Consider the following 24,704-nt stretch of genomic DNA (forward strand, 5'->3'; position numbering starts at 1 on the left):
GACTTCCGTACGCGGTGCATCCGAACCGGTGGCCCCGGCGGAAGTGCGGTCAGGAGCCCCCGGTCGCACGTCGGCGGACCGGGGGTTCCGTCGCACGTGTCAGGAACACCAGAAGAACAGGGTGTCCCGGGTGCGCCGGTCGGCCCCGGTGGACTCCCACCGCTCGGCCTCGAAGCGGATGGCCTTCAGGAAGCACCCGACCGTCTGCGCCACCTCCGGATCCACCCGGTCCAGCACGGCCTCGTTGGCCGCGACGAAGGCGGCGGCCCGCTCCGTGGGGAAGGTGCCCATCCAGGGCGTGCCGTCCCCCGCGGACGGCAGGCGCACCGGCGGTCCGGACGTCACGATCTCCCCGATGCCCAGGTCGGCCGGGACGCCGGCGGCGGACATCTCCTCGTCGACGGTGGACAACCACGACGGGCGCGCCCGGTCCCCGAGGTCGTGGGTGTCCGAGAAGTACGCGGAGATGAGCGCGTGCAGGGCGTAGTGGTAGCCGGCGCCCTCCTCGGCGCCGACGTCGCCGTCCAGCAGTTCCTCCAGCGCCCGGGCGGCGGGGACCTCCAGGTGGACGCCGCGGTCGCGCAGCCGCCCGTCGACGGCGGCGCACCTCTCGCGGACGACGGCGAGGGTTCGCTCCTGGTCCGGTGTGCGTTCCACGGCGGTCAGCAGCCTCATCGGCTCGCGCATGCTGCCCGTACTCATGACCAGGTGAACCACGGCCGCGTCCTCTCGCTCCACGATGATGTCCCATGATCCCCGGACGGCGGGCCCGGGACCCCTTCGGACGGTCCGGGCGCGCCCCGGGTACCGCTACCGGCCGTCGCCGGCCCAGTCCCAGTGGTCCGGGTCGTGCGGGCGGCGGCGGTAGTGGGCCCGGCCGCCGGGCCCGTGACGGCCTATCTCGGTGGGCAGGCGCGCCTCCTCGGCCAGGCGGGTGGGGCTCCAGCCCGTGACGTCGAGGAGGAGCCCGTCCAAGGGGCCGCCCACGAGTTCGCCGTAGGCGTGGCCGGGGCGGGGCCCGGGATCGGGATCGTCGTGGTCGGCGCCGTAGACCCGGCGCCGCAGCATCCTGTCGTCCATGGCCCCAGCTTCACAGGAGCCACTGACAACGCCCCGGGGCGCGGGCCGGGACGGGACCGCCGCCGGGTGCGTCCGCGCGGTCGCGAGCGCCTACGCTGGCGCCACCGGCAGTGACGACACGAGGAGCACCACCCATGACCCGGCAGGTACACCGACCGCTGGAGGACGCGGAGTTCGACTTCGTCCTCACGATGAGCCCGGGCCCGGTCCTCGCCCACTTCACCGGCAGCTGGCCCAAGGCGATCGAAACCGGCCGCGCGATGGACGCGCTGCTGGCGGAGCTGGCCGAGGAGTACGGGGCCCGACTGACCGCCGTACGGGTCGACATCACCCGCTGCCCGGCGGCGACCCGCCGCTACGGGGTCACGGGCGCGCCGACGGTGTTGCTGCTGCGCGGCGGTGACGAGCCGGCGGCCCGTCACGAGGGGCCGCTGGGCGCGGAGGAGTTCCGCGCCTTCGTCGACGCGCACCTGTGAGGGGTACCGCACGCCCCCGCGGGTGAACCCGGGCAGGCCGGCCGAAACTGGTGTAGGTGGGATAGGTGCCTTAGGCATGTAATGGAGTCCGGCGAGACGGAACCACCGCTTGTGAGGTGCTTGTGATGCCCGATGCCGTTGCCTTCCCCCAGGACCGGACCTGCCCCTACCACCCGCCGACCGCCTACGGACCCCTCCGGGAGGACCGACCGCTCTCCCGGGTCACCCTCTTCGACGGGCGCTCGGTGTGGGCCGTCACCGGCCACGCCGAGGCGCGCGCGCTGCTCGCCGACGGGCGACTGTCCACGAACCGCGAGAACGACGCCTTCCCCGCCACCAGCAGGCGCCTCAAGGGGATCCGCTTCCGCCGGACCGCGCTCCTCGGGGTGGACGACCCGGAGCACAACGCGCAGCGCCGGATGCTCATCCCGAGCTTCACCCTGAAGCGCACGGCGGCGCTGCGGCCGGCGATCCGGCAGATCGTGGACCGGCTGCTCGACGCGATGGAGGCCGACGGTCCGGGCGCGGAGCTGGTCGGCGCCTTCGCCCTGCCGCTGCCCTCGATGGTGATCTGCGACCTGCTCGGGGTCCCGTACGAGGACCACGAGTTCTTCGAGGAGCAGTCGCGGCGGCTGTTGCGCGGCCCGGAGCTCGCCGACGTCGAGGGGGCGCGGGAGGCGCTGGACGCCTACCTGGAGGGGCTCATCGGACGCAAGCGCTCCACACCGGGGGACGGCCTGCTCGACGAGCTGATCGCGACGCGCCTGGAGACCGGCGAGACGGACGTGCCGGAGCTGGTGGCGCTGGCCCTGATCCTGCTGGTGGCCGGCCACGAGACGACGGCGAACATGATCTCGCTGGGGGCCTTCACCCTGTTGCGGCACCCCGAGCGGCTGGCCGAGCTGCGCGCCGATCCGAAGCTGATGCCGGAGGTGGTGGAGGAGCTGATGCGGTTCCTGTCGATCGCCGACGGTCTGCTGCGCGTGGCCGCGCGGGACATCGAGATCGCGGGCGTGACGATCCGCAAGGACGAGGGGGTGGTCTTCCCGACCTCCGTCATCAACCGCGACGAGGCCGTGTTCGAGGAGCCCGACGCGCTGGACTGGAACCGGCCGAACCGCCACCACCTGGCCTTCGGTTTCGGCATCCACCAGTGCCTGGGGCAGAACCTGGCCCGCGCCGAGATGGAGATCGCCCTCGGCGCCCTCTTCGAGCGGTTCCCGGGGCTGCGGCCGGCGGTGGACCCCGACCGGATCCCGTTCAAACCCGGGGACACCCTCCAGGGCATGCTCGAACTGCCCGTGACGTGGTGAGCGGCGTGCGGATCTCCGTGGACCGGGACCGCTGCGTCGGCGCCGGCCAGTGCGCGCTGACGGCTCCCGGGGTGTTCACGCAGGACGACGACGGTCTCGGCGAGGTCCTGCCCGGGCGGGAGGGAGGGGACGGCGGCCCCCTGGTGCGGGAGGCCGCCCGGGCCTGCCCGGTGTCGGCGATCTCCGTCGTCGAGGCGCGGGCCTGAGGGACCCCGGACGGGACGCGGGAGCCCCCACCGGAGGACCGGTGGGGGCTCCCGTCGGGTGGAGCGCCGTCAGCGGAGCGGCACCACGTTCTCGGCCTGGGGGCCCTTGGGGCCCTGGGTGACGTCGTACTCGACGGACGCGCCCTCGGCCAGCTCCTTGAAGCCGGTGGTCTGGATGGCGGAGAAGTGGACGAACACGTCCGGACCGCCGTCGTCCTGCTGGATGAAGCCGAACCCCTTCTCCGAGTTGAACCACTTCACAGTGCCAGTTGCCATCAGTGCCGATCCTTCTCAACGTTCCACGCGGGCCGCATGCGCAGCCGTCTCGATAGTGCCCACCCGCCCCGCGCGGCACACGCCAGGCGCGGCCAACCGAGGCGCATCGAACATCCGGTCGACGATTCGCCCGTACGACGCACCGCGCACCACGGGGCGCCAGGGGGCGCTACGGGGCGCCGCCCTCCCCGACGGGCGAGGTCGCGGCGACCCGGGAGGCCGGGACGGCGGCGGACACGGGGGCCGGGACGGGGGCGCCGCCGCGCCGCGAGCCCGCGAGCCGACATCCCAGACAGTCGACGTGGCCCGTCCGGGCGGAGGTGTCGCGGGTGCGCCAGTCCCACTGCGACTCGGGCCGCGGCCCGCTGGGCTTGCCCCAACCGGACAGGTGCAGCAGCCAGGTGACGAGGCCGGCCGCGGCGACGAGACCGAGACCGAGCCAGACGCCCGGGGCCCAGGCCGCGCACAGGGCGGCGCCGGCTCCGGCGGTGCCCAGCAGGGCGAGGGTGGTGCCGGTCCAGCCGGCCACGGTGTGGCCGAGGTCGACGTGTCCGTGCGCGCTCATGGTTCTCCCTGGAAGGGCGGGCAGCAGTAGGCTCGGAAGAGGATCTTTTATCTCACGAGCTAAGTAACTTAGATGCTAAGGAGTATTCGCTTGCAGGGCAAGCCCCGCCCCCCGGCCACGGCCGCGGAGGCGATCTCGCGCATGGACCAGTACGTGGCCCTCGGCCTCATCGGCCAGCAGGAGGTGGCGCAGCTCCTCGGGCTGAACGTCACCGACCTGACCTGCCTGGGCCACGTCCTGGGCGCCGGGGACACCCCGCTCGCCGCCGGCGACCTCGCCGCCCTGACCAACCTGACCACCGGGGCCGTCACCGGCGTGCTCAACCGTCTGGAACGCGCCGGGTACGCGCACCGCCAACCCGACCCGGCCGACCGGCGCCGGGTCCGGGTGGTGGCCGACCCGGCCGCGGCCGTCCGGATCTTCTCCGTCTACCAGCCCTTCTACGACCGGCTCGGCGCCGTGTTCGCCGAGTACTCCCCCGACGAGATCGCCGTCATCGCCGACTGGTTCGGGCGGGCGACGGTCGAGATCCGCGCGCACCTGGACCGGCTCCGCTCCGGCGAGCTGGACTCCGCCGCCCCGTAGCCACCGGCGCCGACTGGTAAAATGGCGGGAAACTTGCAGCGCGGGGCGCTTCCGCCCGGTGCGGACACGTACGACGAGCCGGGGCCCGTACCGAAGGGGTACGGGCCCCGGCTCGTCGCCGTTCACCACGCGTGTCCGCGTGCGCGCGCACGCACTCCTCACGGAAGGTTCTGCATGAAGAACCCGTCACCCCACGGGCGTTTCGGCATCAAGGCCGGAGCGAAGGCAGGCAACAAGGCGGGCGCCAAGGGCGCCGGCAAGGCTCCCCGGACCCTCGGGCCCCAGGGCGAGTTCACGATGCCCAAGGCCGTCACCCCGGCGCTGGCGCCGGTCACGGCCTTCGAGGAGCTCGACCTGCCCCCCGAGCTGGTGACGACCATGACCGACCTGGGGGTGGAGCGGCCGTTCCCCATCCAGGCGGCCACGCTCCCCAACTCGCTCGCGGGCCGCGACATCCTCGGCCGCGGACGGACCGGGTCCGGCAAGACCCTGGCCTTCGGGCTGGCCCTCCTGGCCCGCACCGCCGGACGCCGGGCCGAGCCGAAGCGACCGCACGCGCTGGTCCTCGTACCGACGCGCGAACTGGCGCAGCAGGTGACGGAGGCGCTGGAGCCGTATGCGCGGGCGCTGGACCTGCGCATGTGCACCGTGGTCGGCGGACTGTCCATCGGCCGCCAGTCGGGTGCGCTGCGCACCGGCGTGGAGGTCGTCGTGGCCACCCCCGGCCGGCTGAGCGACCTGGTCGGACGGCGTGACGTGCACCTGGAGCGGGTGCGGATCACCGTCCTCGACGAGGCCGACCAGATGTGCGACATGGGCTTCATGCCGCAGGTCACCGAGATCCTGGACCGGACGCACCACGACGGGCAGCGGATGCTGTTCTCGGCGACCCTGGACCGCAACGTCGACCAGCTCGTGCGCAGCTACCTGAAGGACCCGGTCTCGCACTCGGTGGACCCCCAGTCCGCCTCGGTCGGCACCATGGACCACCACGTGCTGCACATCCACTCCGCCGACAAGATCTCGGCGGCCACCGAGATCGCCGCGCGCGAGGGCCGGGTGATCATGTTCCTGGACACCAAGCACGGCGTGGACCAGTTCGTGAAGCACCTGCGGGCCATGGGCGTACGGGCGGAGGGGCTGCACAGCGGCAAGTCCCAGCCGCAGCGCACCCGCACCCTCGGCCAGTTCAAGGACGGCCTGATCACGGTGCTGGTCGCGACGAACGTGGCGGCGCGCGGCATCCACGTCGACGACCTCGACCTCGTCGTCAACGTCGATCCGCCGGCCGACAGCAAGGACTACCTGCACCGGGGCGGACGCACCGCCCGCGCCGGGGAGTCCGGCAAGGTCGTCACCCTCGTCACGCCGAACCAGCGGCGCGACATGGTGCGCCTGATGGCCGACGCCAAGATCCGGCCGACGATCACCCAGGTGCGCTCCGGGGAGGCCGCGCTCTCCCGCATCACCGGCGCCAAGGCTCCCTCGGGCGTCCCCCTCGCCGGCGCCGCGGCCACCGACGCCAAGGGGCGGCCCAGCGGTACCGAGCTGGGCTTCCGCGGCATGGGCACCCGGCCGGGCCGCACCGGCCGGGGCAAGGAGTCCCGCAAGACCATCGAGGCCCGTCAGGCCGCCGAGGCGCGCCGCGCGGCCCGCGTCCGCAAGGGCCTGTAGCGCGGCCGAAGGGGCCCGGGCCCACACGACGACGGCGCGGGCGCCGGTCCCCCCGGAGGGCCGGCGCCCGCGCCGTCGCGCACGCGGAGCGCGCGGGGGCACGGGGGCACGCGGGACGCACGGGGCCCGGGGGCACGGGGGCACGCGGGACGCACGGGGCCCGGTCGGGACCGCGACCGGGCGGATGCCGCGGGCCTACGCCGTCCCGGCGGGCCTGCGCTCGGCCGGGCGTGTGGTCCCGTCGGTGGACCGCCTTCGCTGCCACCCTCGTCGTCCATGGATGTCAGCAGCTTCTACGCCCTCTTCTCCGCCACCTGCTTCACCCTGGTCGGCCTCTGGTGGAACGTCGTGCAGAGCCATGCGGAATGGACGCGCGAACCCGCCCTGCGACGCGTCGTCGGCGGGATCTACCTGTCCTTCCTGCTGCCCGCCCTGATGGGGCTGTTCGCCCAGGTCGGCGGCACCGAGCAGCCGCAGATCTGGCGGGCGGCCTTCATCGTCCTCGCCGTGATCGGCTGCGTGTGCACCCTGCGGCTCCTCTCCCGTTCCCGCGGCGACCGTTTCGTCACCCGGCAGCAGGCCGGAGCCGCCCTGCTCTACGCCCTGGTGGCCGTCGTCGGCGCCTTCCCCGAACTCGCCGGCCACATCGGCCTGCGCCCCATCCAGGCCGAGGCCCTGATGCTGATCGGACTGATCGTCCTGGGTCACGCCCTGGTCTGGAGGTTCATGGCCGGCGAGGGCCGGCAGCAGGCCTAGGGTCTGTCGTCGAACTCCCGTCGTCGCCCGCGGGGCAGACGGGAGTTCGACGACAGGCCCTAGGGTCTGTCGTCGAACTCCTGTCGTCGCCCGGAGGGCGGCCCCGCGGCGTCTGGTGCGTGCTCTCGGCGTGCCGGGCGGAAGCCCGCGTACCGGTCGTACTCGGTCTTTCGCCCGGTACGGCGAGAGCGCGTGCCAGGCGTCGCGGGGCAGACGGGAGTTTGACGACAGACCCTAGCGGCGCCGGCGGCGTCGGGCGACGATCGCGCGGGTGACCAGCGGCGGCAGGAGGTCCTTGGCCAGCCGGCGCCAACGCGCGCCCGGCCGGGGCGGGGCCGGCGGGGCGACGGGCGGGGCCGGAGCGGGTTCCGGTTCGACGGGGGCGCGCAGCGGCTTCGGCTCCGGCGGGGCGCTCACGCCCTCGTCGCCGATGCGCACGAGCGGGCTGCCGTCGATCATGTCCACGCCGTGCCACAGGTCGGTGCGGCCCTCCAGCCAGGCCAGCAGCGCCGCCTGGTGGGGCGCCGGGTCGCCCCAGGTCGCGTACAACTTCGAGGCGGAGACGGCGATCAGGCGCAGTTCGCCCTCGGCGACGGCGGCCCAGACGGCGGCCGCGACGCCGGGGCAGTGGGCGGAGCGGTAGTCGTCGAAGACCACGACGGCGTCCGGGCCGGCGACCACGCGCGAGGAGGCGATGTCCTGGACGACGTGCTCGTGGAGGTGCGAGGCGTCGATGTGGACGAAGCGGCAGCTCCCGGGGCGCACCCGGTCGGTGACGACGGAGGTCGGGGCCTGGACGATCGTCGGCAGGGCCTCGTGGAAGGTCAGGTAGTTCGTCTCGAAGCCTCGCCGGGTGAGCGTGGGGTACGAGTCCCGCATCTCCGCCAGGTTGAAGTCGTCGGGCGCGGGCGAGTCGAAGAGGTCGACGACGGTGAACTCCTCGCCGTCGCGCAGGTATCCGGCGAGGAAGATCGCGCTCTTGCCCATGAACGCCCCGAGTTCCAGCAGGTCGCCGGTGGTGTCGGGGGTGTCGTTCTGGCGGGTCAGGAACCAGTCGAAGAGCACCTGGTCGTACGCCGAGAACCAGCCCTTGACATCGCCGAACGTGCGGGGTGTGGGCGGTGCAGGCTCGGTGTCGGGGGTGGTGACGGGAGCCTGTGAAACATGCGACACGGAGAGTCATCCTCCAGCGGAATGGCATCGGTTCAACGCTGATACCCGGCCGGGTAAGCAGACCATAAGCCCTCGAACCGCCGTATGACGAGAGTTGTTCGATCCCGAGTGCTTCCGCTTCCGGGTTCTACAGGCCTCCCCCGCACCCCCCGCAGCCCCCGCCGCAACCGGAGACCCCGCCGAGGCCCGGCGGGTCGTTGACCGTGTGCGAGGACGAGGACGAGGACGAGGACGACGACGACTTCGAGGCGGGTGCGGGCGGCGGGGGCGGGCCGTCCAGGGCCACGAGCAGGTCGGGGAACCGTCCGCAGCCCCGCAGGCCGGTGCGGGCCACGGCCGCGACGTCCTCCCGGCCGGGGGCGGGGATCCGGTCGCGGGGCGTCGTACGGGGGTCCCAGGCGGTGTCAGCGAGGGTCTCCCGGTACAGCGCGCGGCCCGCGCGGGTGGCGTGGCCGACCTTCATCCACGGGTGACGGCGGTGGCGCGCCACCGCCCAGCAGCCGAGGAGGGCGGCGAAGGAGCCGACCGCCCACGGGACGTCACCGGAGCCGAGGACCGTCCAGACGACGGCCCCGAGGCCCGCGAGGACCGTGGCGGTGGCCGCCCAGGCCTCGTGGTCCATGGCCCGGCCGTAGCGCAGTGTGGCTTCCCGGTCCACGATCAGGCCCTGGGCGTTCAGGCGGTCGGTGACGCGGGTGACCGCCTCCGAGCGGCTCACGGCCGCCCGCGCCTTGGCGGCGGAGCGGGTGGCGCGGGCTTTCTCGCCCGTCGGGTACGCCGCCGCCTGCACCTCCTCGCGCGGCGGGTCCGCCCCGAGGTCGACGTCGTACCGGTCGACGAGCGGGAGGCGTCCGCTCGCACGGAGCACGGCCAAGGCCACCTCGGCCACGGAATCACGGACGGGGCTGCGGAGCCAGGCCAGCTCGTAGACCGTCAACGCGTCGCCCGGCGGGCGGGGTTCGGCGGGCCGGGGCGTGTCCACGGCGCGGCCCGCGCGCCACCGCAGGGCCGCGGTGACCGCGAGCAGGAAGGCCGCGGGAACGAACAGGACGACCAGCCACATGCCTACCCCCCGGTGCCAGTGTCTGAGGCGAGTGTGAGGCCGGCGGGGAGGTCGCGCAACACCCCGCGTGACGCGGCGGGTTCGGAGCGTGGCGGGAGGGTCGTTCAGGCGGCCGCGGCCCGGCGCAGTCGCCCGGTCGCGGCGCCGCGCACGCGGTGGGTCCGTGCCGAGCGGGCGAGCAGGGCCAGCGCGTCGGGTGCGGCGAGCGTGCGCACGGCGGTGCGCTGGCACCAGTCGGAGGCCCCGGCCAGTTCGGCGGGCGACCACGGGGCGCCGGCCTCGACGGCCCGCAGCAGGGTCCACTCGCGCAGTCGACGGGCGGCGAACTCCCGGCCCGTCAGTACGGGTTCCAGGGCCCGGGCCCAGTCGGTGAACTCCGCCCCGGGCCGCAGGCGTGCGGCCCGGCGGTCGAGGTGGGTGACGACGGCGCTCTCGGCCATCACCGGGTCGGGGTCGTCCAGGACGGCGGCCACCGCCGCGGCCTCCGCCGCCTCCCCGGCGGCGCGGGCGACGGCGGCGAGGCGCTCCAGGTGGCGGGCGTAGCGCCACCGGTGGGGCGGTGCGGGCGATCCCGGCCCGACGGCCGCGGCGGCGTCGGGCACGGGGCCGGCGGACGCGGGTCCCACCGGGGCGGATCCGACCGGGGCGGATCCGACCGGGGCGGATCCGACCGGTGCGGGTCCCCCCGGGCCGGATCCGGCGGGCACGGGTCCGGCCGGGGCGGATCCGGCGGGCACGGGTCCCACCCGGGCGGGTCCGGTCGGGGCGGGTCCGGTCGGGGTGCGGCGGACGATCTCGACCCCCGTACCGTCGCCGACCGGCTTGCGGCCGGGTATCAGCGTCCGACCCGCGACCGGGTACGCCGCGGCGCCGCCCGGCGTCCGGCCCGTCTGGTGCTCACGTCTCCCCATACCGTCCATTCCACACGACCGGGGTGAACGGGTGGTGCCCCGGGGCCCCTCCCGGGCGGTCAGCGGCGGGGCAGCAGCAGGGCCTCGGCGCCGACGGGGCGGTATCCGGCCGCCTGGAAGGCGCGGACGCTGCGGGCGTTGCCGGCGGCCTGCTGGGACCAGACCGGGCCGCCGTCCGGCACCAGGTGGCGGGCGGAGAGGGCCAGTGCGCGGCCCAGGCCCTGGTGGCGGGCCGTCTCGTCGACCTCGACGGCCGCCTCCCACCGTCCGGCGACGCCCCGGCCGAGGACCAGCACGCCGCCGTCGGCCGCCCAGACGCGTACGTCGTCCCGGCGGAGGCGTGCGCGGCGCACCCGGGGGTGGTCCGGATCGGATATCCGCCGCAGGTCGAGCGGGGGTCGACCGGGCAGCGCTCCTGCGACGGTGAGCAGGTCGACGCTGTCGGTGGTGCGTCCGGTGCGTTCCAGGAGGGCGGCGAGGAAGCGGGGGTGCAGGGTGGCGGCCAGGCCGTCACAGTCCTGGCGGGCCACGACGGCGCGCACCCAGGCGGGGTCCTCGTCGAGGAACACCACCGAATGCGCGGTGAAGGCGATCACGCCGGCGTCGCGGGCGTTCTCCTGCGGCACGACGGTCGTGGCGCCGTCGGGCGGTGGGAACCGGCCCTCGGCCGCGTCGGCGAGGATCCGGGTGAGGGTCGCGCCCACGGCTCAGACCTGCTCGAAGTGGAAGGACTTGATGAAGCAGTCGCGGGGTTGGCCGACGGCGAACAGGACGCAGTCCAGCAGCGACTGCGCGGTGAGCGGGTCCTTCGCGGTGCGGGGGGCGTCCGTCCAGGCGTCCGACAGCGGGTCGTGGTTGTCGAAGTCCGGCGGGTAGAGGGAGATCACCCGGACGCCGCGGTCGCGCAGGCGCCGGGAGAGGACCTCGGTGAAGCCGGCCTGGGCGCTCTTGGCGGCGTAGAAGGCGTCGTGCGCGTCGGAGCGGTGGTTCCCCTTCTCCCCGCACCCCGAGACCATGGTCACGATGTCCGGCCGCTCCGACTCCAGGAGCAGCGGGAGGAAGGCCTTGGTGACCAGGACGGTGCCGGTGGCCCCGGAGGCGATGGTGTCGACGACGTCCTCGTCGGAGGCGGACAGCAGGTCCGTGCCGTGGTGGTAGCGGGCGCCGTTGTTCAGCAGCACGTCGACGTGGCCGGTGCGGGCGGCGACCGAGGCGGCGAAGGCGCGGACGGACGCGGGGTCCGTCAGCTCGCAGGCGAAGGCGTGGACGCGGTCGGGGTCGTGGCCCCGGTCGACGATCTCGTCGCGCACGCGTTCGGCGGCTTCCGCGGTGCGGGCGGAGAGGTACACCTCGTCGCCCCGGGCGGCGAAGCCGAGGGCGAGGGTCCGCCCGAAGTCGCGTCCGGCCGCGGTGACGACGACCCGCCGGGGTGTCGACGCGTGGTCAGCTGTCAAGTCAACGCTCCTGTCCTGTGGTCCGACCACATGATCACAGGCGCGGTTCCGGCTGGTCGGGGCGGGGGTCGGGCCCGGGTTCGGGCAGCGGGGCGCCGGTCTCCAGCAGGGTCTTGAGGCTGGAGGCGAGCAGGGGCCAGGCCCGTGCGCACATGCCGACGAGGCGGCCGCCGGGGAGGAAGCCCTCGTGGCGGACGGTGAGGCGGGCGAGGGCGTCGCCGACGGGTTGGATCTCGTACGTCACCCGGGTGCGCGGTTCGCGCGCCAGCTCGGCCCGCAGTTCCTCGGCGACCCCGGCGGAGGCGGCCCATTCGGGGGTGAAGTTGTGCCAGGTGTACGAGAGCCGCCGGTCCGGGACGCAGTCGAGGACGACCTGGTCGGGGTCGCTGGTGCGCGCGCCGCGTTCGACCCAGGTCATCGGCGAGCCCACGGCCCAGTCGGTCTCGAAGCTCAGGCCCCAGTAGCGGCGGGTGAACGCGGGCTCGGTCAGGGCCTGCCAGACGCGGTCCGGGTCGGCCTGGACGTAGAGGGTGTAGTCGATCACGGTCTCGGTCATGGCCCCATGCTGCGGGAGCGCCCGCCGCGCGGCCCGGATTGGCCGGGCCGAAAGCGACCGCGCGGGCGGTGCGGTGGGCGCGGTGTACCGGGCGCGGGCGCTGCTACGGGAGTTCCGTGGGCGGGGTCCGGGGCGCCGGGGGCAGTCCGAGGCGGGCGCGGGCGGCGTGCACACAGGCCAGCTCGCGCACCCCGGCCGGCCCCCAGTCGCTGAGCTCGCGGACCTGTTCCGGGGTGGCCAGCAACCGCGCGTACGCGGGGTCGGCGGCCGGCGCGAGGGCGGGGAGGCGCGACGCGGTGCGGGCCAGCGCGCCCCGGGGGGTGGCCCGGTAGCCCACGGGCAGGGCGCCGGGCCGGGGGGCGCCGACGGGGGGCAGGTGGGCGGCGCCGGTGGCGCGGGCGATCAGCAGCAGGACCCGGCCGTCGGGGGCGAAGAGCCAGCCGGAGCGGGTGTGGACGGGCAGGTGCGCGGGGACGGGGCCGGGGTGCCAGGTCCCGTGTTCGGGGACGCGGCGGGTGCGCAGGACCCCGAGACGGTCGAGGGCGGTGGGGTCGGTGGGGCGGCCGTCCTCCAGCAGGGCGGGCCCGGAGCCGTTGACGCGGGCGCGCAGGGCGGACAGGGTCCGGCGGGCGCAGCCGGCGTCCATGAGGGCCGGCAGGTCGGCGGGCTCGGCGAAGTCGATGCCGGTGACCTCCTGCTCGGGCAGGCGGATCGCGTCGATGCGCTCGGGGGGCCAGGTGCCGCCGTCGTAGACGTGGAGGATCTCGCCGGGGAAACCGGTCTCGGGCGGGAAGGCGGTGGTGTCGGAGGGGATCCAGTCGACGGCGAGGCCGCGCGGGTAGCGGCCGACGACGCCGAGTTCCTCGCGCATCTCCCGGGCGGCGGCCGCCGCGGGGGCCTCGCCGGCGTCGACGGCGCCGCCCGGCAGGAGCCGGCCGCCCCGGTAGTCGACGCTCTGCACGAGGACCCGGCCGGCGGTGTCGGTGACCAGGACGACCGCGCCGGCCCAGAGGACGGCGCGCGAGGCCCCGTACTGCGCCGGTGTCATCCGGATGGCCGCGTGCCCGGGGTCGTCGGTCAGTTGCGTCATGCGGAACTCCGTTCGCCGTACGTGGGCCAGCCGCCTGTGCAACAGCGGGCGCGGCCTCGCGGTTACGCGGCCGGCGCGCGCGTCACGCGATTTCGCTTTACCTTCGCTATACCTCCTTATTACCTGGTTATGTCGATCTTGATAGCGTCCGTTCCGCGGACTGGCGGCGTGAAAGCCGCTGGTCCGACCACGTGATCGGCCCCGGTCGACCGGAGCCCCACCCGACCCGACCGCCCGACCGCCCGACCGGGAGAAACGACGGCCATGCGACGCTCAGCCCGCACCGAGACCGACGCGACCACCGGGAAGCGGTGGTCCGCGACGAAGGTCGCCGGGGTGGCGGGCGGGGCCGCGGCGCTGACCCTGGGCGGGCTGTACGCGGCGGGGCTCCTGCTGACCGGTGACGATCTGGCGGCGGGCACGAAGGTCCGCGGGGTCGACATCGGCGGGATGACCCGGGCCGAGGCCCGCCGGACCCTCTCCCGGGAGCTGGGGCCGTCCGCCTCGGCCCCGCTGGACCTGAGGATCGGCGACCGCGTCGAGAAGGCCGGACCGGCCACGCTGGGCCTGTCCCTGGACACCGCCGCGACCGTCGAGCGCGCGGCGCGCTCCGGCGCGGACCCCTTCACGGTGATCGGCCGGCTCTTCGCCTCCGGCGACCCCGACGCGGTCCCCGTGGTCCGCTTCGAGGAGAAGGCCGCCCGCATCACCCTGGAGGCGCTGGGCCGGAAGGGCGGCAAGGGGCCGCGGGACGGCGCCGTCACCTTCGACCAGGGCAGGGCGGTGGCGACGGCCCCGGCCGCCGGCGTCGCCCTCGACCTCGACCGCTCGCTGGAGGCGCTGCGCGCGGCGTACCCGCGGCCCGCCGGTTCCGCGGCGGCGCCGATCGAGCTGCCCGTCGTACGGGCCCTGCCGCGCGTGGGGCAGGAGGAGACCGACCGGGCCCTGCGCGAGTTCGCCCGGCCCGCGATGTCGGGGCCGGTCACCCTCGTGGTCGAAGGCCGGCGGATATCCGTGGCACCCGCCGTGATCGGCCGCCACCTGACGATGGGGGACGACGGCAAGGGCCGGCTGGCGCCGAAGCTGGACGCCAAGGCGCTGCTGGCCGACCCGGCGGTCGGCGCACCGCTGCGGCAGGCCGCGCCCGGCCCGGTCGAGGCGGCCCTGCGGACCGAGAGCGGGCGGGTGGTGGTGGAACGGGACGGCCGGGCCGGCCGGCAGGTCACCGAGGCCGCCCTGGGGGCGGCCGTACTGCCGCTGTTGACCCGGGAGGGCGCGGCGGCCCGCACGGGCGAGGTCGCCACCGAGTCGGTGGCCCCGCGCCTGACCCGGGACTCGGTGGCCCGGCTCGGCATCACGCAGGAGGTGTCCTCCTTCACGGTGGCCTTCGAGCCGGCCGCGTACCGGACGACGAACATAGGCCGCGCCGCCGAGCTGATCAACGGCTCGGTGGTGCTGCCCGGCGAGACGTGGAGCTTCAACCAGCGGGTGGGCGAACGCACGAAGGAGAACGGCTTCGTCGACGGCATCATGATCAACAACGGGCGTTACGAACGGGCCGCCGGAGGCGGGGTCTCCGCCGTCGCCACCACCGTCTTCAACGCGATGTTCTTCGCCGGCGTCAAGCCGGTCGAGTACGGCGCCCACTCCTTCTACATCGAGCGCTATCCGGAGGGCCGCGAGGCCACCGTCGCCTGGGGCAGCCTGGACCTCCGCTTCGCCAACGACTCCGGCAACGCCCTGTACATCCTGGCCGAGGCGAACGACAGCTCCGTCACCATCACCTTCCTCGGGACGAGGAAGTACGACGAGGTCAAGGCCTCGAAGGGGCCGCGCACCCACGTGAAGCCGCCCGCGACGCGCGTCGGCAAGGGTCCCACCTGCGAGCCGCAGACCCCGCTGGAGGGCTTCGACGTGGCGGTCGACCGGATCTTCCTGAAGGGCGGTCAGGAGGTCAAGCGGGAGACGATGAAGACCCGTTACACCCCGCGCGACACCGTGACCTGCGAGTCCTGAGGCGTCCCTGAGGCGCCGGGGGGACGTCCCGGAGGCCGCGCTCACCCTTCCGTGTGATCGGGCGCGCGCCGCACGGCTCCGGTGCGGCAGGGTGGGCGGATGCCGTCGCCCCGCCGGGTCCCTCCGGCCCGACTCCCCCTGCCCCTGCCGCTGTTCCTCGCCGGGCTGATGCTGGCCGCCGGGTGCGTGACCGTAAGACCGGCGCAGCCCGGCCCGCCGGCTCCCGCTCCCGCGGCTCCCGCGCCCCTCGCGCGGGAGCCGCTCGCGCGCGGGCTGCCGTTGGACCCGCTGCCCGACGCCGCCCGACCCGCCGGGGACGCCGACGCCCGGGCAGCGCGCCCGGCGGACCCGCCCCGACCGGACCGACCGGCGCGGCCCGTACGACCGGAGCGACCCGAGCGACCCGAGCGACCGGTCCGCGCCGCGAAGCCGGCGCACCGCGCCCCCGCCGCGAAGCCGCGCACCCGGGAGCCCGTACGCCCCAAGGCCCGCCCGGCGCCGGGGCGTTCGTTCGACATGCGGCCCCTGTGCGAGGCCGCCCGCGGCACGGTCTCCCCGTCCATCGTCGCGCTCTGCCGCTGACGGGAACCGCGTCCGGGCGGCCGGGCGGCACGAAACCGGGTGGAAGCGGACGCCGCCCGTACCTAGAGTGACCGGGCACCCCGTCGTCCACCCGGAGACCTCCCATGCGTACGCACTACCCCCGTACGGCGCACCTGCCGTGGTCGCCCGGTGCCACGGCCGACGACGTGCGGGTCTGCGGGCCGTCGGCGCTGGAGGGGCGCGAGGTGGTCGTCACCGAGAAGCTCGACGGCGAGAACACCACCCTGTACGCGGACGGCCTCCACGCCCGCTCCCTCGACTCCGGCCACCACCCCTCGCGGGCCTGGGTCAAGGGCCTCCAGGGCCGCGTCGGCCCCGGCATCCCCGCCGGATGGCGGGTGTGCGGCGAGAACCTGTACGCCCGTCACTCCCTGGCCTACGAGGACCTCGACAGCTGGTTCTACGGGTTCTCCGTGTGGGACGGCGGGCACTGCCTCGACTGGGACCGCACCGTCGCCTTCCTCGCGCGCCTCGGCATACCCGTTCCCCGCGTGCTCTGGCGCGGGGTCTACGACGAACGCGCCCTGCGCCGGCTGCGCGTGGACACCACCCGGCAGGAGGGGTACGTCGTGCGGACCGCGGCCGGCTTCCGCCGCGAGGACTTCGGCCGGTACGTCGCCAAGTGGGTCCGCGTCGGCCACGTCCGCACCGACAGCCACTGGATGTACGCGCCGGTCGTGCCCAACGGGCTCGGCGCCGCCGCCCCGTTGTGGGCCGTGCGCTCCGGGGCCGAACCGGATGCGGCGGCCCTGTCGGCCGCGCTCGGCACCACCGACCTCCCCGGCCCGGACCGGGACGTCGTCGCCGAGGTCGCGGCCCGGCTGGACGGCGCGGGCCGCGGCGGCGAGGACCGCCTGGAGGGGGTACTGGCCGCCGCCCTGCACCGCGCTCCCCGGGCCGCCCTCGCGGCACGGCTCGCGGCGGGCCCGCTCGGGATGCGGACGGCGCGGCGGGTGGCGGACCTCGTGGGACTGCACCCGGTGCTGCGCCGCCCCCACCCGGACGCGGAACGACGGGCCGGGCTCGTGCGCCTGGCGGCCGCCGCCGACCTGGGCGTCCTGCACACCCTGGCGGCGGTCCTGCCGGACGCCGAACACGGCCACGGCCACGGCCACGGCCACGGCCACGGCCACGACGACGGCTCCACCGCGGCGGAGCGTGCGGAGCAGGTGGAGTGGTCCGCGCTGTACGCGCAGGACGCGGGCCTGCTCGACGCGGACCCCCTGGGCGCGCTGCGGGAGGGGCTGCGCGGGGCGCTCGGCGCGCTGCCGCGCGACGCCGCCGACCGCTGCTGGGCCGAGGCCCGGGCGGCCTTCGCGCGCGGCGGGCTCTCCACCGCCGAGGAGGCGGTGGCCGCGACCTGGCGGTGGCGCGACGCGGACTCCTTCCCGCGCCTGATCCAGCTGTGCGGGCCCTCCGGGAGCGGCAAGTCCACCTTCGCGCGGGGACTGGAGGGCGTCGCCGCGTACGTCGCCCTGGACGACCTGCGGGCGGCCCGGGGCGAACGCGCCGACCAGCGGGCCAACCCGCAGGTGCTGCGCGAGGGCCTGGACCGCCTCGACCGGGCGCTCGCCGCCGGGGGCACGGTGGTGTGGGACGCCACCTCCCTGACCGAGGCGCAGCGCGGGCTCGCCGGCGCGGTCGCGCGCCGACGGGACGCGCTGGTCACCCGGGTGGTGGTGCTGGTCGAGGAGGCCGAGCTGGTTCGGCGCAACGCCGCGCGCCCGCATCCCGTGCCGCAGGCCGTCCTGGCGGCGCAGCTGCGCCGGTTCAGCCCGCCGTACCCGGGTTCGGCGCACCGCACCTGGTACGTGGGCGCGGCCGGCGGGGTCGAGGACACGGCGGGCGCGCTGGGCGCGCACGGCACCCCGGGAACCGGCACCGCCGGGGCGGGCGTCGCGTACACGGGACCCGCCGACCGGGCGCTCGTGTACACGGGACCCGCGAGCGCGGGACGCCCGGACGCGGGACGCCCGGACGCGGGACGCCCGGACGCGGGACGCCCGGACGCGGGAATCAGGGACACGGCGATCGAAGACGCGGGAATCGCGGGGCGCGGGCACCAGGGGGCCCGTCCCGCGGGGCCGCACGGCACGGGGGAGAACGTCTGATGCGTACCAGTGAGCAGCTCTACCACCAGGTCCGTTGGGACCCCCGGTTCGATCCCGCGCGCTTCACCCTGGGCCTGCGCCGGCGCGGAGCCGGCCCCGAGCGGGTGCCGCTGCCCTCGTTCGTGCCCGGGGGCGACATCCCCTGGCACCGGGTGCTGTTCGTCGAGGCCGACGGCGAGCTGGTGTGGGACCGGGCGAGCGGCCTCGACCGCGTCGACGCCACCTCGGCGGGCCGGGTGCGGGCGCGGCGCCTGCTGCGCGCCCCGTTCTTCACTGCGGCCACCCCGCACGCCTGGGACCCGTCGGGCCGGGGCGACTGGCTGCCGCTCGGGCCGGTGCCCGCGCCGGCCGCGCCGCCCGCGCGCGTACGGCTGCTGACCTGGAACACCCTGTGGGACCGCTACGACGCCCCCCTCATCGCCACCGCCCGGCGCAGGCCGATGCTGCTGGACGCGCTGGCGGCGGCCGACGCCGACGTGATCGCCCTCCAGGAGGTGGAGCCCGCGCTGCTGACGATGCTGCTGGCCGCGCCGTGGATCCGGGCCGACTACACCCTGGGGACCGACCCGCGGGGCACGGGCGTCGCCGACAGCGGGCTGGTCGTCCTCAGCCGGCTGCCGGTACGGGAGGCCGGCTGGCACCGGCTCGCCCGGCACAAGGCGGTCACCGCCGTCACCGTGGACACGGCGGCCGGGCCCCTGGTCGTCGCCGCCACGCACCTCTCCAGCGACCACACCACGAACGGGGCCGCCCTCCGCGGGGTCCAACTGGCCCGCATCCGCGACGGACTGGGCGCGCTGGGCGCGGCGGGCGACGTCGGGCTGGCCCTGCTCGGCGACTTCAACGACGGCCGCGGCGACACGGCCGGACCGGCCGCCGCCCTGGGCCTGCGCGACGCCTGGAACGAGGCGCGCGGGGCGGCGGACGAGACTCCGACCTTCGACCCCCGGGTCAACCCGCTGGCCGCGGTGGGCTCGCTCACGGGGCGCGCCGCACGGCTGGACCGGATCCTGCTGGGCTCCGGCGCCGGCGCGCGGGTCGACACGGCCGCGCTGCGCGGGGACTCCCCCGGACCCGACGGGCTGTTCGTCTCCGACCACTTCGCGGTGGAGGCGACCGTGTCCTTCGGTGGACCGCCCGAGGCGCCCGAGCGAGCCGCACGGCTCGACGCGGCGCCGACGGCCCGCACCGCGGTGGCCTGGCTGCCGCCCGAGGACCCGGTGGTCACGCGGCTGCGCGCGGCGCACGACCCGGCCGCCGGGCGGTGGCCCGCGCACGTCAACCTGCTGTTCGGCTTCGTGCCGGAGTCCTCCTTCGAGGAGGCGCTGCCCCTGCTGGCCGAGGTCGCGGCGGGCACCGCGCCCTTCCCCGTCCGATTGGAGGGGGTGCACTCCTTCGGGCACCGGGAGGAGGCCACCCTGTGGTGGGACCCGACGGCGGGCGCGGGCGGCGCGGCCCCGTGGCGGGAGCTGCGGCGGGCCCTCGTCGAACGGTTCCCGGGCTGTACGGGCCGCGCCGGGGAGTGGACCCCGCACCTGACCCTGGGCCGCGTCGGTGACCCGCCGCGGGCGGAGCGGGAGTTCGCCGCCCGTCTCGCCGGCGGCCGGGACGCGCGCGTGGGTTCCCTCGCCGTGCTGGCGCGGCGCGGGGACGGGCCGATGCGGGTGCGGGCGACCGTTGAGCTGGGGACCGGGGTGGTGAGCCGGGTGCGGGAGGAGGCGCCGGTCGGCGCCCCGGCCGCGACGGCGGCCCCGGACCCGCGCGAGGAGCGGACCGCCGAGGAGGTCACGGCCCGGATCGCGGCCGCCCTGCCGGGGGCCTTGGTGCGTACGGTCGGGTCCCGGGCCATGGGGTGCGCCTCGGCCGGAGCCGACCTGGACCTGGTGGCGGTGGTGCCCGGCGGCGTGGTGGACGCCGGAGGCCTGCGGCGCGCACTGGCGCGGGCGCTGCCCGACGCGTCGCGGCTGCGGGAGGTGTCGGGCGCCCGCGTGCCCGGGATGCGGCTGCGCGTGTCGGGACTGGACGTGGACCTGGTGCTGGTCGCCGCCGACGACGCGGACGCGCACCGCGAGCCGGACGGGCCGGCCGCGGTGGCCCTCGCCGCCGTCGGCGACGCGGAGGCCGTGCGCGCCGCCGTCGGCGCGGGGCACGCCGCGTTCGCCCGGCTGGCGCGCGAGGTGAAGGCCTGGGCCCGGGCCCGGGGCCTGGACGGCGCCCCCTTCGGCGGACTGCCGGGCCTGGCCTGGGCGGTGCTGGCGGCGCGGACCGTACGGGAGGCCGGGCCCGGCGCGGATCCCGAGGCGTCGGCGGCGGCGCTGCGGCGGGAGTTCTTCGGGAGCTGGGCCGCCTGGGACTGGACGGTGCCCGTCGCGCTCCCGGGGGCACCGGAGCCGGTCGGCAGGGCCCGGGAAGCGGAACCGGCGCCGGTGACCGTGCTCACCCCGGCCGCGCCGGTGCGCGGCTGCACGGCGCAGGTGGGGCCCGGGACGCGGGACCTTCTGGTGCGGGAGTTGTACCGGGCCTGGGAGCTGCTGGAGGAGGACCCCGAGGACTTCGGGCGGGTCCTGGCGGCCGACGCGCCGCACCGCCGCCACGCGGCCTGGGCGGTGGTGACCGTACGGGGCGGGGCGCCCGGCGCCTTCGAGGAGAACCTCGGTCGGGCGCGCGGCCGGCTGCGCGCCCTGCTCGGCGCGCTCGCGGACGCCGGGATCGAGGACGCGCACGCCTGGCCGCGCCCCTTCGAGCGGACGGACACCCTGGCCCGCTACGCCGTGGGCCTGGGCGCCTGCCCGCCGGACGCCGCCCGCCTGGCCGCCCTCGCCGGCCCGTGGGCGGCCGGCCTGTCGGGGGTCGAGGTCACCCGGGCGGCCTGCGGCGAGGTGCCGGACCTGCCCTGAGCGGACGGCCCGCTCGGGGCGGGCCCGCCGGGCGGGGGTCAGGGCTCGATGACGATCTTCCCGGCGGTGTGGCCCTCCTGGCTGAGCGCGAAGGCCTGCGCGAGGTCGGACAGCGGGAAGGCCGCGGCGACGTCCACGGTGAGCCGGCCGGCGTCGGCCAGGCGGCCCAGCGCCGCGAGGTCCTCCCCGAGGGGGCGCACCCACATCCACTGGCCGCCGGCCCCGAGCACGGTGTGGTCGGCGATGGAGGCGTGCCGGCCGCCGTCGGCGAGGACGGCCAGGGTGACGTCGAGGACGCCGCCGACGAAGTCCGCGACGACGGTGACCCCGTCGGGGGCCAGGGCCCGGACGCGTTCGGCCAGGCCGTCCCCGTACGCGACGGGCTCGCACCCCATCGCGCGCAGCCATTCGTGGTTGCGCGGGGAGGCGGTGCCGATGACCCGCGCGCCGAACGAGCGGGCGATCTGCACGCCGAGGGAGCCGACGCCGCCGGCCGCGCCGTGCACGAGGACGGTGTCGTCGACCCCCGTCCCGAGGCGGGTCAGGAGCTGGTACGCGGTCAGCCCGGCCAGCGGCAGACCGGCCGCCTCCCGCCAGCCGAGCGAGGCCGGTTTGGCTGCGACGGCGCGCACCGGCACGCTGACGTACTCCGCGAAGGTGCCGCCGTGCACGTAGTCCTTGCGGGCGTACGCCATCACCTCGTCGCCGACCGCGAACTCGGGCACGTCGATGCCGACGGTCTCGACGGTGCCGGAGACGTCCCAACCCGGGATCACCGGGTACACGACGTCCATCAGCCCGTCGAGACCGCCCGCCATGATCTTCCAGTCGACCGGGTTGACCGAGGCGCAGCGGACCTTGACGAGGACCTCCCCGGGGGCGACCTTGGGCAGCGGCGTCCGGGTCTCCCGCAGGACCTCCGTCCCGCCGTACGTCTCGTACGTCATCGCCCGCATGGTGTTCTCGGACATCCTCGCGACCTCTCGTGCGCCGTTCGCTCCGCCGCCCTCATCCCACCACGGGCGACCCCCGCCGGCCCGAGAGGCCGGGCGGTCACGGCGCGGCGCGGTCCGCCGCGCCGTGGCCGGGGGGCTCACTCGTACTCGGTGCCGCCCTTGCGGGTGAGGTAGGCCGGGCTGACGGCCTTGGCGATGGCCCGGCCGCCGACCACCGGGCTGTGGCGTTCGGTCACCGGCCGTACGACGACGCCCTCGCGCAGGTGCAGGTCCCGCCCGGAGACGGTCTCCCGGCCGCTCGCCAGGTCGAACACCACCGCGGGGTCGTAGGGGCCGGTGTACAGGCGGGGCACGAGCGGGAGTTCCCCGTCCTCCAGCACCTCGGCCGGGTCCAGCCAGCGCACCTGCCCGTCGATCTCGGCGGACACGTCGAACACGGCGTAGCCGGGCGGGTTCTCGGCGTCGCCCGACCGGGCTCCGTAGCCGAGGTCCTGCACGCCGGTGCCGTAGACCTCGGCGAAGATCCCGACGCGGGTGGCGCCCAGTCGGGCGGCCAGCCGGGCGGCGACCTCGGGGACGCCGTGGCCGCGTACGGCGCGCCAGTAGAGGTTGCGGTCGTCCTCCTTGAGGGCGAGCCCCTTGGAGCCGAAGCCCTTGGAGGAGACGAGGACCCGGTCGCCGTCGGCGAGGTGGGTCGTCAGGCAGGCGGTGCCGTGGAGCTTCTCCGTCAGGGTGACGGGCTCCCCCGGCTCGAAGATCCCCGGGTAGCGCTGGAGGTTCTCCACGTCCACCCACGGCAGCAGGTCGGGCGCGGCCTCGACCTCGCCGTTCATCGTCGTGGGGATCGGCGGGACCCATTTGACGACGCCCAGCGTCGCGGCGAAGTCCGTGCCCTCCTTCGCGGCGAGCGCGAGGTCGATCCCGTCCAGGGCGCGGGGGCGGCACACCAGCCCCTGGGACAGCTCGCCGCGCAGCCGCACGGCTCGGATCCGGTCGCGCTTGCTCCCCGCCAGGCGTCCGGTGAGCCCCAGTTCCTCGATCAACGCGGCGGGCAGCACGGCCTGTTCCGGTATGTAGAGCGCGAACTCGCCGGTGCGGTAGGCGCCCTTGGCGACGACGGCCCGGTAGAGGCCCACCTGGGCGAGTTCCAACGCGTCGGCGTTCGGATGCTCGTGGACGGTCAGTTCCTCTACGGTGACACGGAGGGTGGACATGGGCGGCTCCCCGGATGCGGTGTCCGGACCTGGTGTGCGGACGTGGTGTGCGGACCACTGTCGTGCGCCCCATTTCCGCTGGTCCAGCGGATATCCGGGTGTTAGCCTGCGCCCGCCGGCCCGCACGCCGGTGGGCACTGCGTCGAGGAGGGGCACCATGGCACGTCGTCCGGTCACCGTGGTCACGGGAGGCAGCCGGGGCATCGGCGCCGCGACCTGCGTACGACTGGCGGAGGCGGGCCACGACCTGGTCCTCGGCTACGTCCGCGACGAGGCGGCGGCCGAGGCGACCGCCGAGCGGGTACGGGCGGCCGGGGCGCGGTGCGTGACCGTGCGCGGCGACACCGCCGAGGAGTGCGCGGTGGAGCGGCTGTTCGACATCGCCGGCGCCGAACTCGGCTCGGTCACGGGCCTGGTGAACAACGCCGCCGTGACCGGACCGCTCGGCCGGCTGGCCGACGCCCGCACCGAGGACCTGCGCCGGGTGCTGGACGTGAACCTGTTCGGCTACCTGCTCTGCTGTCGTCGGGCCGCCCGGGACATGGCCGAGGGCGGCGGCGGGGCCATCGTGAACATCTCCTCGACGGCCGCGACCCTCGGCAGCCCCGGGGAATACGTGCACTACGCGGCCACCAAGGCCGCCGTCGACTCGCTCACGATCGGGCTGGCGAGGGAACTGGGCCCGGACCGCATCCGGGTCAACGCGGTGGCCCCGGGGATCATCGAGACCGACATGCACGCGGCGATGGGCGACCCCGACCGGCCGGCGAAGGCGGCGGCCGGCATCCCGCTGGGCCGGCCCGGCCGGCCCGAGGAGGTGGCGGGGGCCGTCGCGTGGCTGCTGTCCGAGGAGGCCACCTACACGACGGGGACGGTGCTGCGGGTGTCCGGCGGGCGGTGACCCGCGCCGCGCCGACCTCCCGCCCGGGGCCCGGGCCCCTGCCCCGTGCCGGGGTCCGGCTCAGCCGAAGGCCGCCCGCGTGGCCGGACCGTAGACGCCCTTCGGGTCGCCCTTGATGTCCCGGTCGCGCTGGAGCTGCGCCACGCCCCGCTCGGTCTGCCGGTCGTAGACCCCGGTCGTCGAGACGTACGTGAACCCCTGACCGTGGAGGCGCTCCTGGAGGGCGCGCACCTCCTCGCCGCTGTCACCGCGCCGCAGGGTCCCGGGGGATCCGGTGGGCGGCTTCGGGGCGGGCGTCGCCGGCCTCGTGGCCGCCGGGGTCGCCGTCGCGGAGGGCGGGGGCGGCGCGGAGGTGGTGGGCGTGGCGGTGACGGAGGCAGCGGTCGGGGTCGACGTCGGGCCGCGCGTGGCCGGCGGGCTCGACACGTCCTCGGAGGCCTCGCCGGCGCCCGGGCCGGGCGCGGGCAGCGCCGGCAGCGACAGACCGGGGTGCGGCGCGGCCCGCGCGGGCTCCGGTTCGGGTCCGCCGAGGACGTACAGCAGGGCGCCCGCCCCGCACAGCGCGAGCAGCGCGAGGGCGACCAGGGGCAACCGGGCGCCCCTGCGGCGCGGCTCCGGCTCCGGTCCGGCAGCGCAGGCGCCGAGGCCGGGCGCGGGAGCGCGTACGGGCGCCGGGGCGTCGGGGCCGAGCGGCCAGGCGGGGGTCGTCACGCGGGCGCCGGGCGCGGGCGGCGGGGTCACGTAGGGGCGCACGAGCAGGGGTTCTTCGGGCGGCGTGGCGCCCTCGCGGAGGTCTGGGGACATGTCGTCTCCCGGCGGGAACGGGGG

The 24,704-nt window shown here is 76.0% G+C and carries 25 protein-coding genes; 11 read left to right on the plus strand and 14 right to left on the minus strand.

Annotation, left to right across the window (positions count from 1 at the left end):
• Positions 1-99: 99 nt before the first annotated feature.
• Positions 100-702, minus strand: coding sequence for a DUF7691 family protein (locus ACZ6ZI_RS06430; RefSeq protein ID WP_469516834.1), 603 nt, complete (start codon positions 700-702; stop codon positions 100-102).
• Positions 703-810: 108 nt separating this feature from the next.
• Complete coding sequence (locus ACZ6ZI_RS06435; RefSeq protein WP_363054082.1) at positions 811-1,080, minus strand: hypothetical protein; 270 nt, start codon at positions 1,078-1,080, stop codon at positions 811-813.
• A 134-nt stretch (positions 1,081-1,214) separates the two neighbouring features.
• Between ACZ6ZI_RS06435 and ACZ6ZI_RS06440 the strand changes: the two genes are divergently transcribed.
• The 3 genes from ACZ6ZI_RS06440 (at position 1,215) to ACZ6ZI_RS06450 (ending at position 3,075) form a co-directional block, all read left to right on the plus strand.
• The gene (locus ACZ6ZI_RS06440) at positions 1,215-1,556 is read left to right on the plus strand and encodes a thioredoxin family protein (protein ID WP_469516837.1); all 342 of its coding nucleotides are present in this window, start codon (positions 1,215-1,217) and stop codon (positions 1,554-1,556) included.
• Positions 1,557-1,681: 125 nt separating this feature from the next.
• The gene (locus ACZ6ZI_RS06445) at positions 1,682-2,869 is read left to right on the plus strand and encodes a cytochrome P450 (RefSeq protein WP_469516840.1); all 1,188 of its coding nucleotides are present in this window, start codon (positions 1,682-1,684) and stop codon (positions 2,867-2,869) included.
• A gap of 5 nt (positions 2,870-2,874) precedes the next feature.
• On the plus strand, positions 2,875-3,075 hold the full coding sequence (locus ACZ6ZI_RS06450; RefSeq protein WP_363054085.1) for a ferredoxin: 201 nt from the start codon (positions 2,875-2,877) through the stop codon (positions 3,073-3,075).
• A gap of 69 nt (positions 3,076-3,144) precedes the next feature.
• Here ACZ6ZI_RS06450 and ACZ6ZI_RS06455 read toward each other — a convergent pair whose 3' ends face one another.
• Together ACZ6ZI_RS06455 and ACZ6ZI_RS06460 are read right to left on the minus strand one after the other, a co-directional pair.
• A complete protein-coding gene (locus tag ACZ6ZI_RS06455; protein WP_314253960.1) occupies positions 3,145-3,351 on the minus strand; it encodes a cold-shock protein in 207 nt (68 codons plus the stop codon).
• Between the two features lie 169 nt (positions 3,352-3,520).
• Positions 3,521-3,916 (minus strand): HGxxPAAW family protein, encoded by a 396-nt coding sequence (locus ACZ6ZI_RS06460; protein ID WP_469516844.1) that lies wholly within the window; start codon positions 3,914-3,916, stop codon positions 3,521-3,523.
• Between the two features lie 90 nt (positions 3,917-4,006).
• Between ACZ6ZI_RS06460 and ACZ6ZI_RS06465 the strand changes: the two genes are divergently transcribed.
• From ACZ6ZI_RS06465 to ACZ6ZI_RS06475, 3 genes are all read left to right on the plus strand, one after another.
• Positions 4,007-4,501: a MarR family winged helix-turn-helix transcriptional regulator gene (locus ACZ6ZI_RS06465; RefSeq protein WP_469516847.1), complete on the plus strand. Its 495-nt coding sequence runs from the start codon at positions 4,007-4,009 to the stop codon at positions 4,499-4,501.
• A 174-nt stretch (positions 4,502-4,675) separates the two neighbouring features.
• Complete coding sequence (locus ACZ6ZI_RS06470; protein ID WP_469516850.1) at positions 4,676-6,175, plus strand: DEAD/DEAH box helicase; 1,500 nt, start codon at positions 4,676-4,678, stop codon at positions 6,173-6,175.
• 276 nt (positions 6,176-6,451) lie between these two features.
• Positions 6,452-6,931, plus strand: a complete 480-nt coding sequence (locus ACZ6ZI_RS06475) for a hypothetical protein (protein WP_469516853.1) — start codon at positions 6,452-6,454, stop codon at positions 6,929-6,931.
• 234 nt (positions 6,932-7,165) lie between these two features.
• Here ACZ6ZI_RS06475 and ACZ6ZI_RS06480 read toward each other — a convergent pair whose 3' ends face one another.
• From ACZ6ZI_RS06480 to ACZ6ZI_RS06510, 7 genes are all read right to left on the minus strand, one after another.
• Positions 7,166-8,104, minus strand: a complete 939-nt coding sequence (locus ACZ6ZI_RS06480) for a class I SAM-dependent methyltransferase (RefSeq protein WP_469516856.1) — start codon at positions 8,102-8,104, stop codon at positions 7,166-7,168.
• Between the two features lie 127 nt (positions 8,105-8,231).
• Positions 8,232-9,167, minus strand: coding sequence for a TIGR04222 domain-containing membrane protein (locus ACZ6ZI_RS06485; protein WP_469516859.1), 936 nt, complete (start codon positions 9,165-9,167; stop codon positions 8,232-8,234).
• A 104-nt stretch (positions 9,168-9,271) separates the two neighbouring features.
• Positions 9,272-10,078, minus strand: coding sequence for a hypothetical protein (locus tag ACZ6ZI_RS06490; RefSeq protein WP_469516862.1), 807 nt, complete (start codon positions 10,076-10,078; stop codon positions 9,272-9,274).
• Positions 10,079-10,137: 59 nt separating this feature from the next.
• A complete protein-coding gene (locus ACZ6ZI_RS06495) occupies positions 10,138-10,782 on the minus strand; it encodes a GNAT family N-acetyltransferase (protein WP_469516867.1) in 645 nt (214 codons plus the stop codon).
• A gap of 3 nt (positions 10,783-10,785) precedes the next feature.
• On the minus strand, positions 10,786-11,532 hold the full coding sequence (locus tag ACZ6ZI_RS06500) for an SDR family oxidoreductase (RefSeq protein WP_469516870.1): 747 nt from the start codon (positions 11,530-11,532) through the stop codon (positions 10,786-10,788).
• 34 nt (positions 11,533-11,566) lie between these two features.
• The gene (locus ACZ6ZI_RS06505) at positions 11,567-12,088 is read right to left on the minus strand and encodes an SRPBCC domain-containing protein (protein WP_469516873.1); all 522 of its coding nucleotides are present in this window, start codon (positions 12,086-12,088) and stop codon (positions 11,567-11,569) included.
• Between the two features lie 103 nt (positions 12,089-12,191).
• On the minus strand, positions 12,192-13,178 hold the full coding sequence (locus ACZ6ZI_RS06510) for an NUDIX domain-containing protein (protein ID WP_469516876.1): 987 nt from the start codon (positions 13,176-13,178) through the stop codon (positions 12,192-12,194).
• A gap of 264 nt (positions 13,179-13,442) precedes the next feature.
• Between ACZ6ZI_RS06510 and ACZ6ZI_RS06515 the strand changes: the two genes are divergently transcribed.
• The 4 genes from ACZ6ZI_RS06515 to ACZ6ZI_RS06530 all read left to right on the plus strand — a co-directional run bounded on the left by ACZ6ZI_RS06515 (position 13,443) and on the right by ACZ6ZI_RS06530 (position 20,805).
• Positions 13,443-15,194 carry a VanW family protein gene (locus ACZ6ZI_RS06515; RefSeq protein WP_469516879.1) on the plus strand — a complete coding sequence of 584 codons (1,752 nt, stop codon included), beginning with the start codon at positions 13,443-13,445 and terminating at the stop codon, positions 15,192-15,194.
• Between the two features lie 99 nt (positions 15,195-15,293).
• Positions 15,294-15,776: a hypothetical protein gene (locus tag ACZ6ZI_RS06520; protein ID WP_469516882.1), complete on the plus strand. Its 483-nt coding sequence runs from the start codon at positions 15,294-15,296 to the stop codon at positions 15,774-15,776.
• Positions 15,777-15,880: 104 nt separating this feature from the next.
• Positions 15,881-17,908: an RNA ligase family protein gene (locus tag ACZ6ZI_RS06525; protein WP_469516885.1), complete on the plus strand. Its 2,028-nt coding sequence runs from the start codon at positions 15,881-15,883 to the stop codon at positions 17,906-17,908.
• Complete coding sequence (locus ACZ6ZI_RS06530; protein WP_469516888.1) at positions 17,908-20,805, plus strand: poly(A) polymerase; 2,898 nt, start codon at positions 17,908-17,910, stop codon at positions 20,803-20,805. Before ACZ6ZI_RS06525 ends, ACZ6ZI_RS06530 begins: the two co-directional genes overlap by 1 nt.
• 38 nt (positions 20,806-20,843) lie before the next feature.
• Here ACZ6ZI_RS06530 and ACZ6ZI_RS06535 read toward each other — a convergent pair whose 3' ends face one another.
• Together ACZ6ZI_RS06535 and ACZ6ZI_RS06540 are read right to left on the minus strand one after the other, a co-directional pair.
• Positions 20,844-21,761, minus strand: coding sequence for an NADP-dependent oxidoreductase (locus ACZ6ZI_RS06535; protein ID WP_469517664.1), 918 nt, complete (start codon positions 21,759-21,761; stop codon positions 20,844-20,846).
• Between the two features lie 137 nt (positions 21,762-21,898).
• Complete coding sequence (locus tag ACZ6ZI_RS06540) at positions 21,899-22,975, minus strand: RNA ligase (ATP) (RefSeq protein ID WP_469516891.1); 1,077 nt, start codon at positions 22,973-22,975, stop codon at positions 21,899-21,901.
• 157 nt (positions 22,976-23,132) lie between these two features.
• Between ACZ6ZI_RS06540 and ACZ6ZI_RS06545 the strand changes: the two genes are divergently transcribed.
• On the plus strand, positions 23,133-23,876 hold the full coding sequence (locus tag ACZ6ZI_RS06545) for an SDR family NAD(P)-dependent oxidoreductase (protein ID WP_363054102.1): 744 nt from the start codon (positions 23,133-23,135) through the stop codon (positions 23,874-23,876).
• Positions 23,877-23,936: 60 nt separating this feature from the next.
• Here ACZ6ZI_RS06545 and ACZ6ZI_RS06550 read toward each other — a convergent pair whose 3' ends face one another.
• Positions 23,937-24,680, minus strand: coding sequence for a peptidoglycan-binding domain-containing protein (locus tag ACZ6ZI_RS06550; protein WP_469516896.1), 744 nt, complete (start codon positions 24,678-24,680; stop codon positions 23,937-23,939).
• Positions 24,681-24,704: the final 24 nt, after the last annotated feature.

It is taken from the genome of Streptomyces sp. NPDC103540, assembly GCF_055584445.1.

Bases quoted from the DNA above. Each gene is read 5' to 3' on its own strand.
- ACZ6ZI_RS06510 (WP_469516876.1), bottom strand. From the start codon at position 13,178: ATGACGCAACTGACCGACGACCCCGGGCACGCGGCCATCCGGATGACA.
- ACZ6ZI_RS06460 (WP_469516844.1), bottom strand. From the start codon at position 3,916: ATGAGCGCGCACGGACACGTCGACCTCGGCCACACCGTGGCCGGCTGG.
- ACZ6ZI_RS06485 (WP_469516859.1), bottom strand. From the start codon at position 9,167: ATGTGGCTGGTCGTCCTGTTCGTTCCCGCGGCCTTCCTGCTCGCGGTC.
- ACZ6ZI_RS06515 (WP_469516879.1), top strand. From the start codon at position 13,443: ATGCGACGCTCAGCCCGCACCGAGACCGACGCGACCACCGGGAAGCGG.
- ACZ6ZI_RS06490 (WP_469516862.1), bottom strand. From the start codon at position 10,078: ATGGGGAGACGTGAGCACCAGACGGGCCGGACGCCGGGCGGCGCCGCG.
- ACZ6ZI_RS06530 (WP_469516888.1), top strand. From the start codon at position 17,908: ATGCGTACCAGTGAGCAGCTCTACCACCAGGTCCGTTGGGACCCCCGG.
- ACZ6ZI_RS06505 (WP_469516873.1), bottom strand. From the start codon at position 12,088: ATGACCGAGACCGTGATCGACTACACCCTCTACGTCCAGGCCGACCCG.
- ACZ6ZI_RS06520 (WP_469516882.1), top strand. From the start codon at position 15,294: ATGCCGTCGCCCCGCCGGGTCCCTCCGGCCCGACTCCCCCTGCCCCTG.
- ACZ6ZI_RS06540 (WP_469516891.1), bottom strand. From the start codon at position 22,975: ATGTCCACCCTCCGTGTCACCGTAGAGGAACTGACCGTCCACGAGCAT.
- ACZ6ZI_RS06545 (WP_363054102.1), top strand. From the start codon at position 23,133: ATGGCACGTCGTCCGGTCACCGTGGTCACGGGAGGCAGCCGGGGCATC.
- ACZ6ZI_RS06455 (WP_314253960.1), bottom strand. From the start codon at position 3,351: ATGGCAACTGGCACTGTGAAGTGGTTCAACTCGGAGAAGGGGTTCGGC.
- ACZ6ZI_RS06535 (WP_469517664.1), bottom strand. From the start codon at position 21,761: ATGCGGGCGATGACGTACGAGACGTACGGCGGGACGGAGGTCCTGCGG.
- ACZ6ZI_RS06470 (WP_469516850.1), top strand. From the start codon at position 4,676: ATGAAGAACCCGTCACCCCACGGGCGTTTCGGCATCAAGGCCGGAGCG.
- ACZ6ZI_RS06440 (WP_469516837.1), top strand. From the start codon at position 1,215: ATGACCCGGCAGGTACACCGACCGCTGGAGGACGCGGAGTTCGACTTC.
- ACZ6ZI_RS06525 (WP_469516885.1), top strand. From the start codon at position 15,881: ATGCGTACGCACTACCCCCGTACGGCGCACCTGCCGTGGTCGCCCGGT.
- ACZ6ZI_RS06550 (WP_469516896.1), bottom strand. From the start codon at position 24,680: ATGTCCCCAGACCTCCGCGAGGGCGCCACGCCGCCCGAAGAACCCCTG.
- ACZ6ZI_RS06435 (WP_363054082.1), bottom strand. From the start codon at position 1,080: ATGGACGACAGGATGCTGCGGCGCCGGGTCTACGGCGCCGACCACGAC.
- ACZ6ZI_RS06430 (WP_469516834.1), bottom strand. From the start codon at position 702: ATGAGTACGGGCAGCATGCGCGAGCCGATGAGGCTGCTGACCGCCGTG.
- ACZ6ZI_RS06475 (WP_469516853.1), top strand. From the start codon at position 6,452: ATGGATGTCAGCAGCTTCTACGCCCTCTTCTCCGCCACCTGCTTCACC.
- ACZ6ZI_RS06445 (WP_469516840.1), top strand. From the start codon at position 1,682: ATGCCCGATGCCGTTGCCTTCCCCCAGGACCGGACCTGCCCCTACCAC.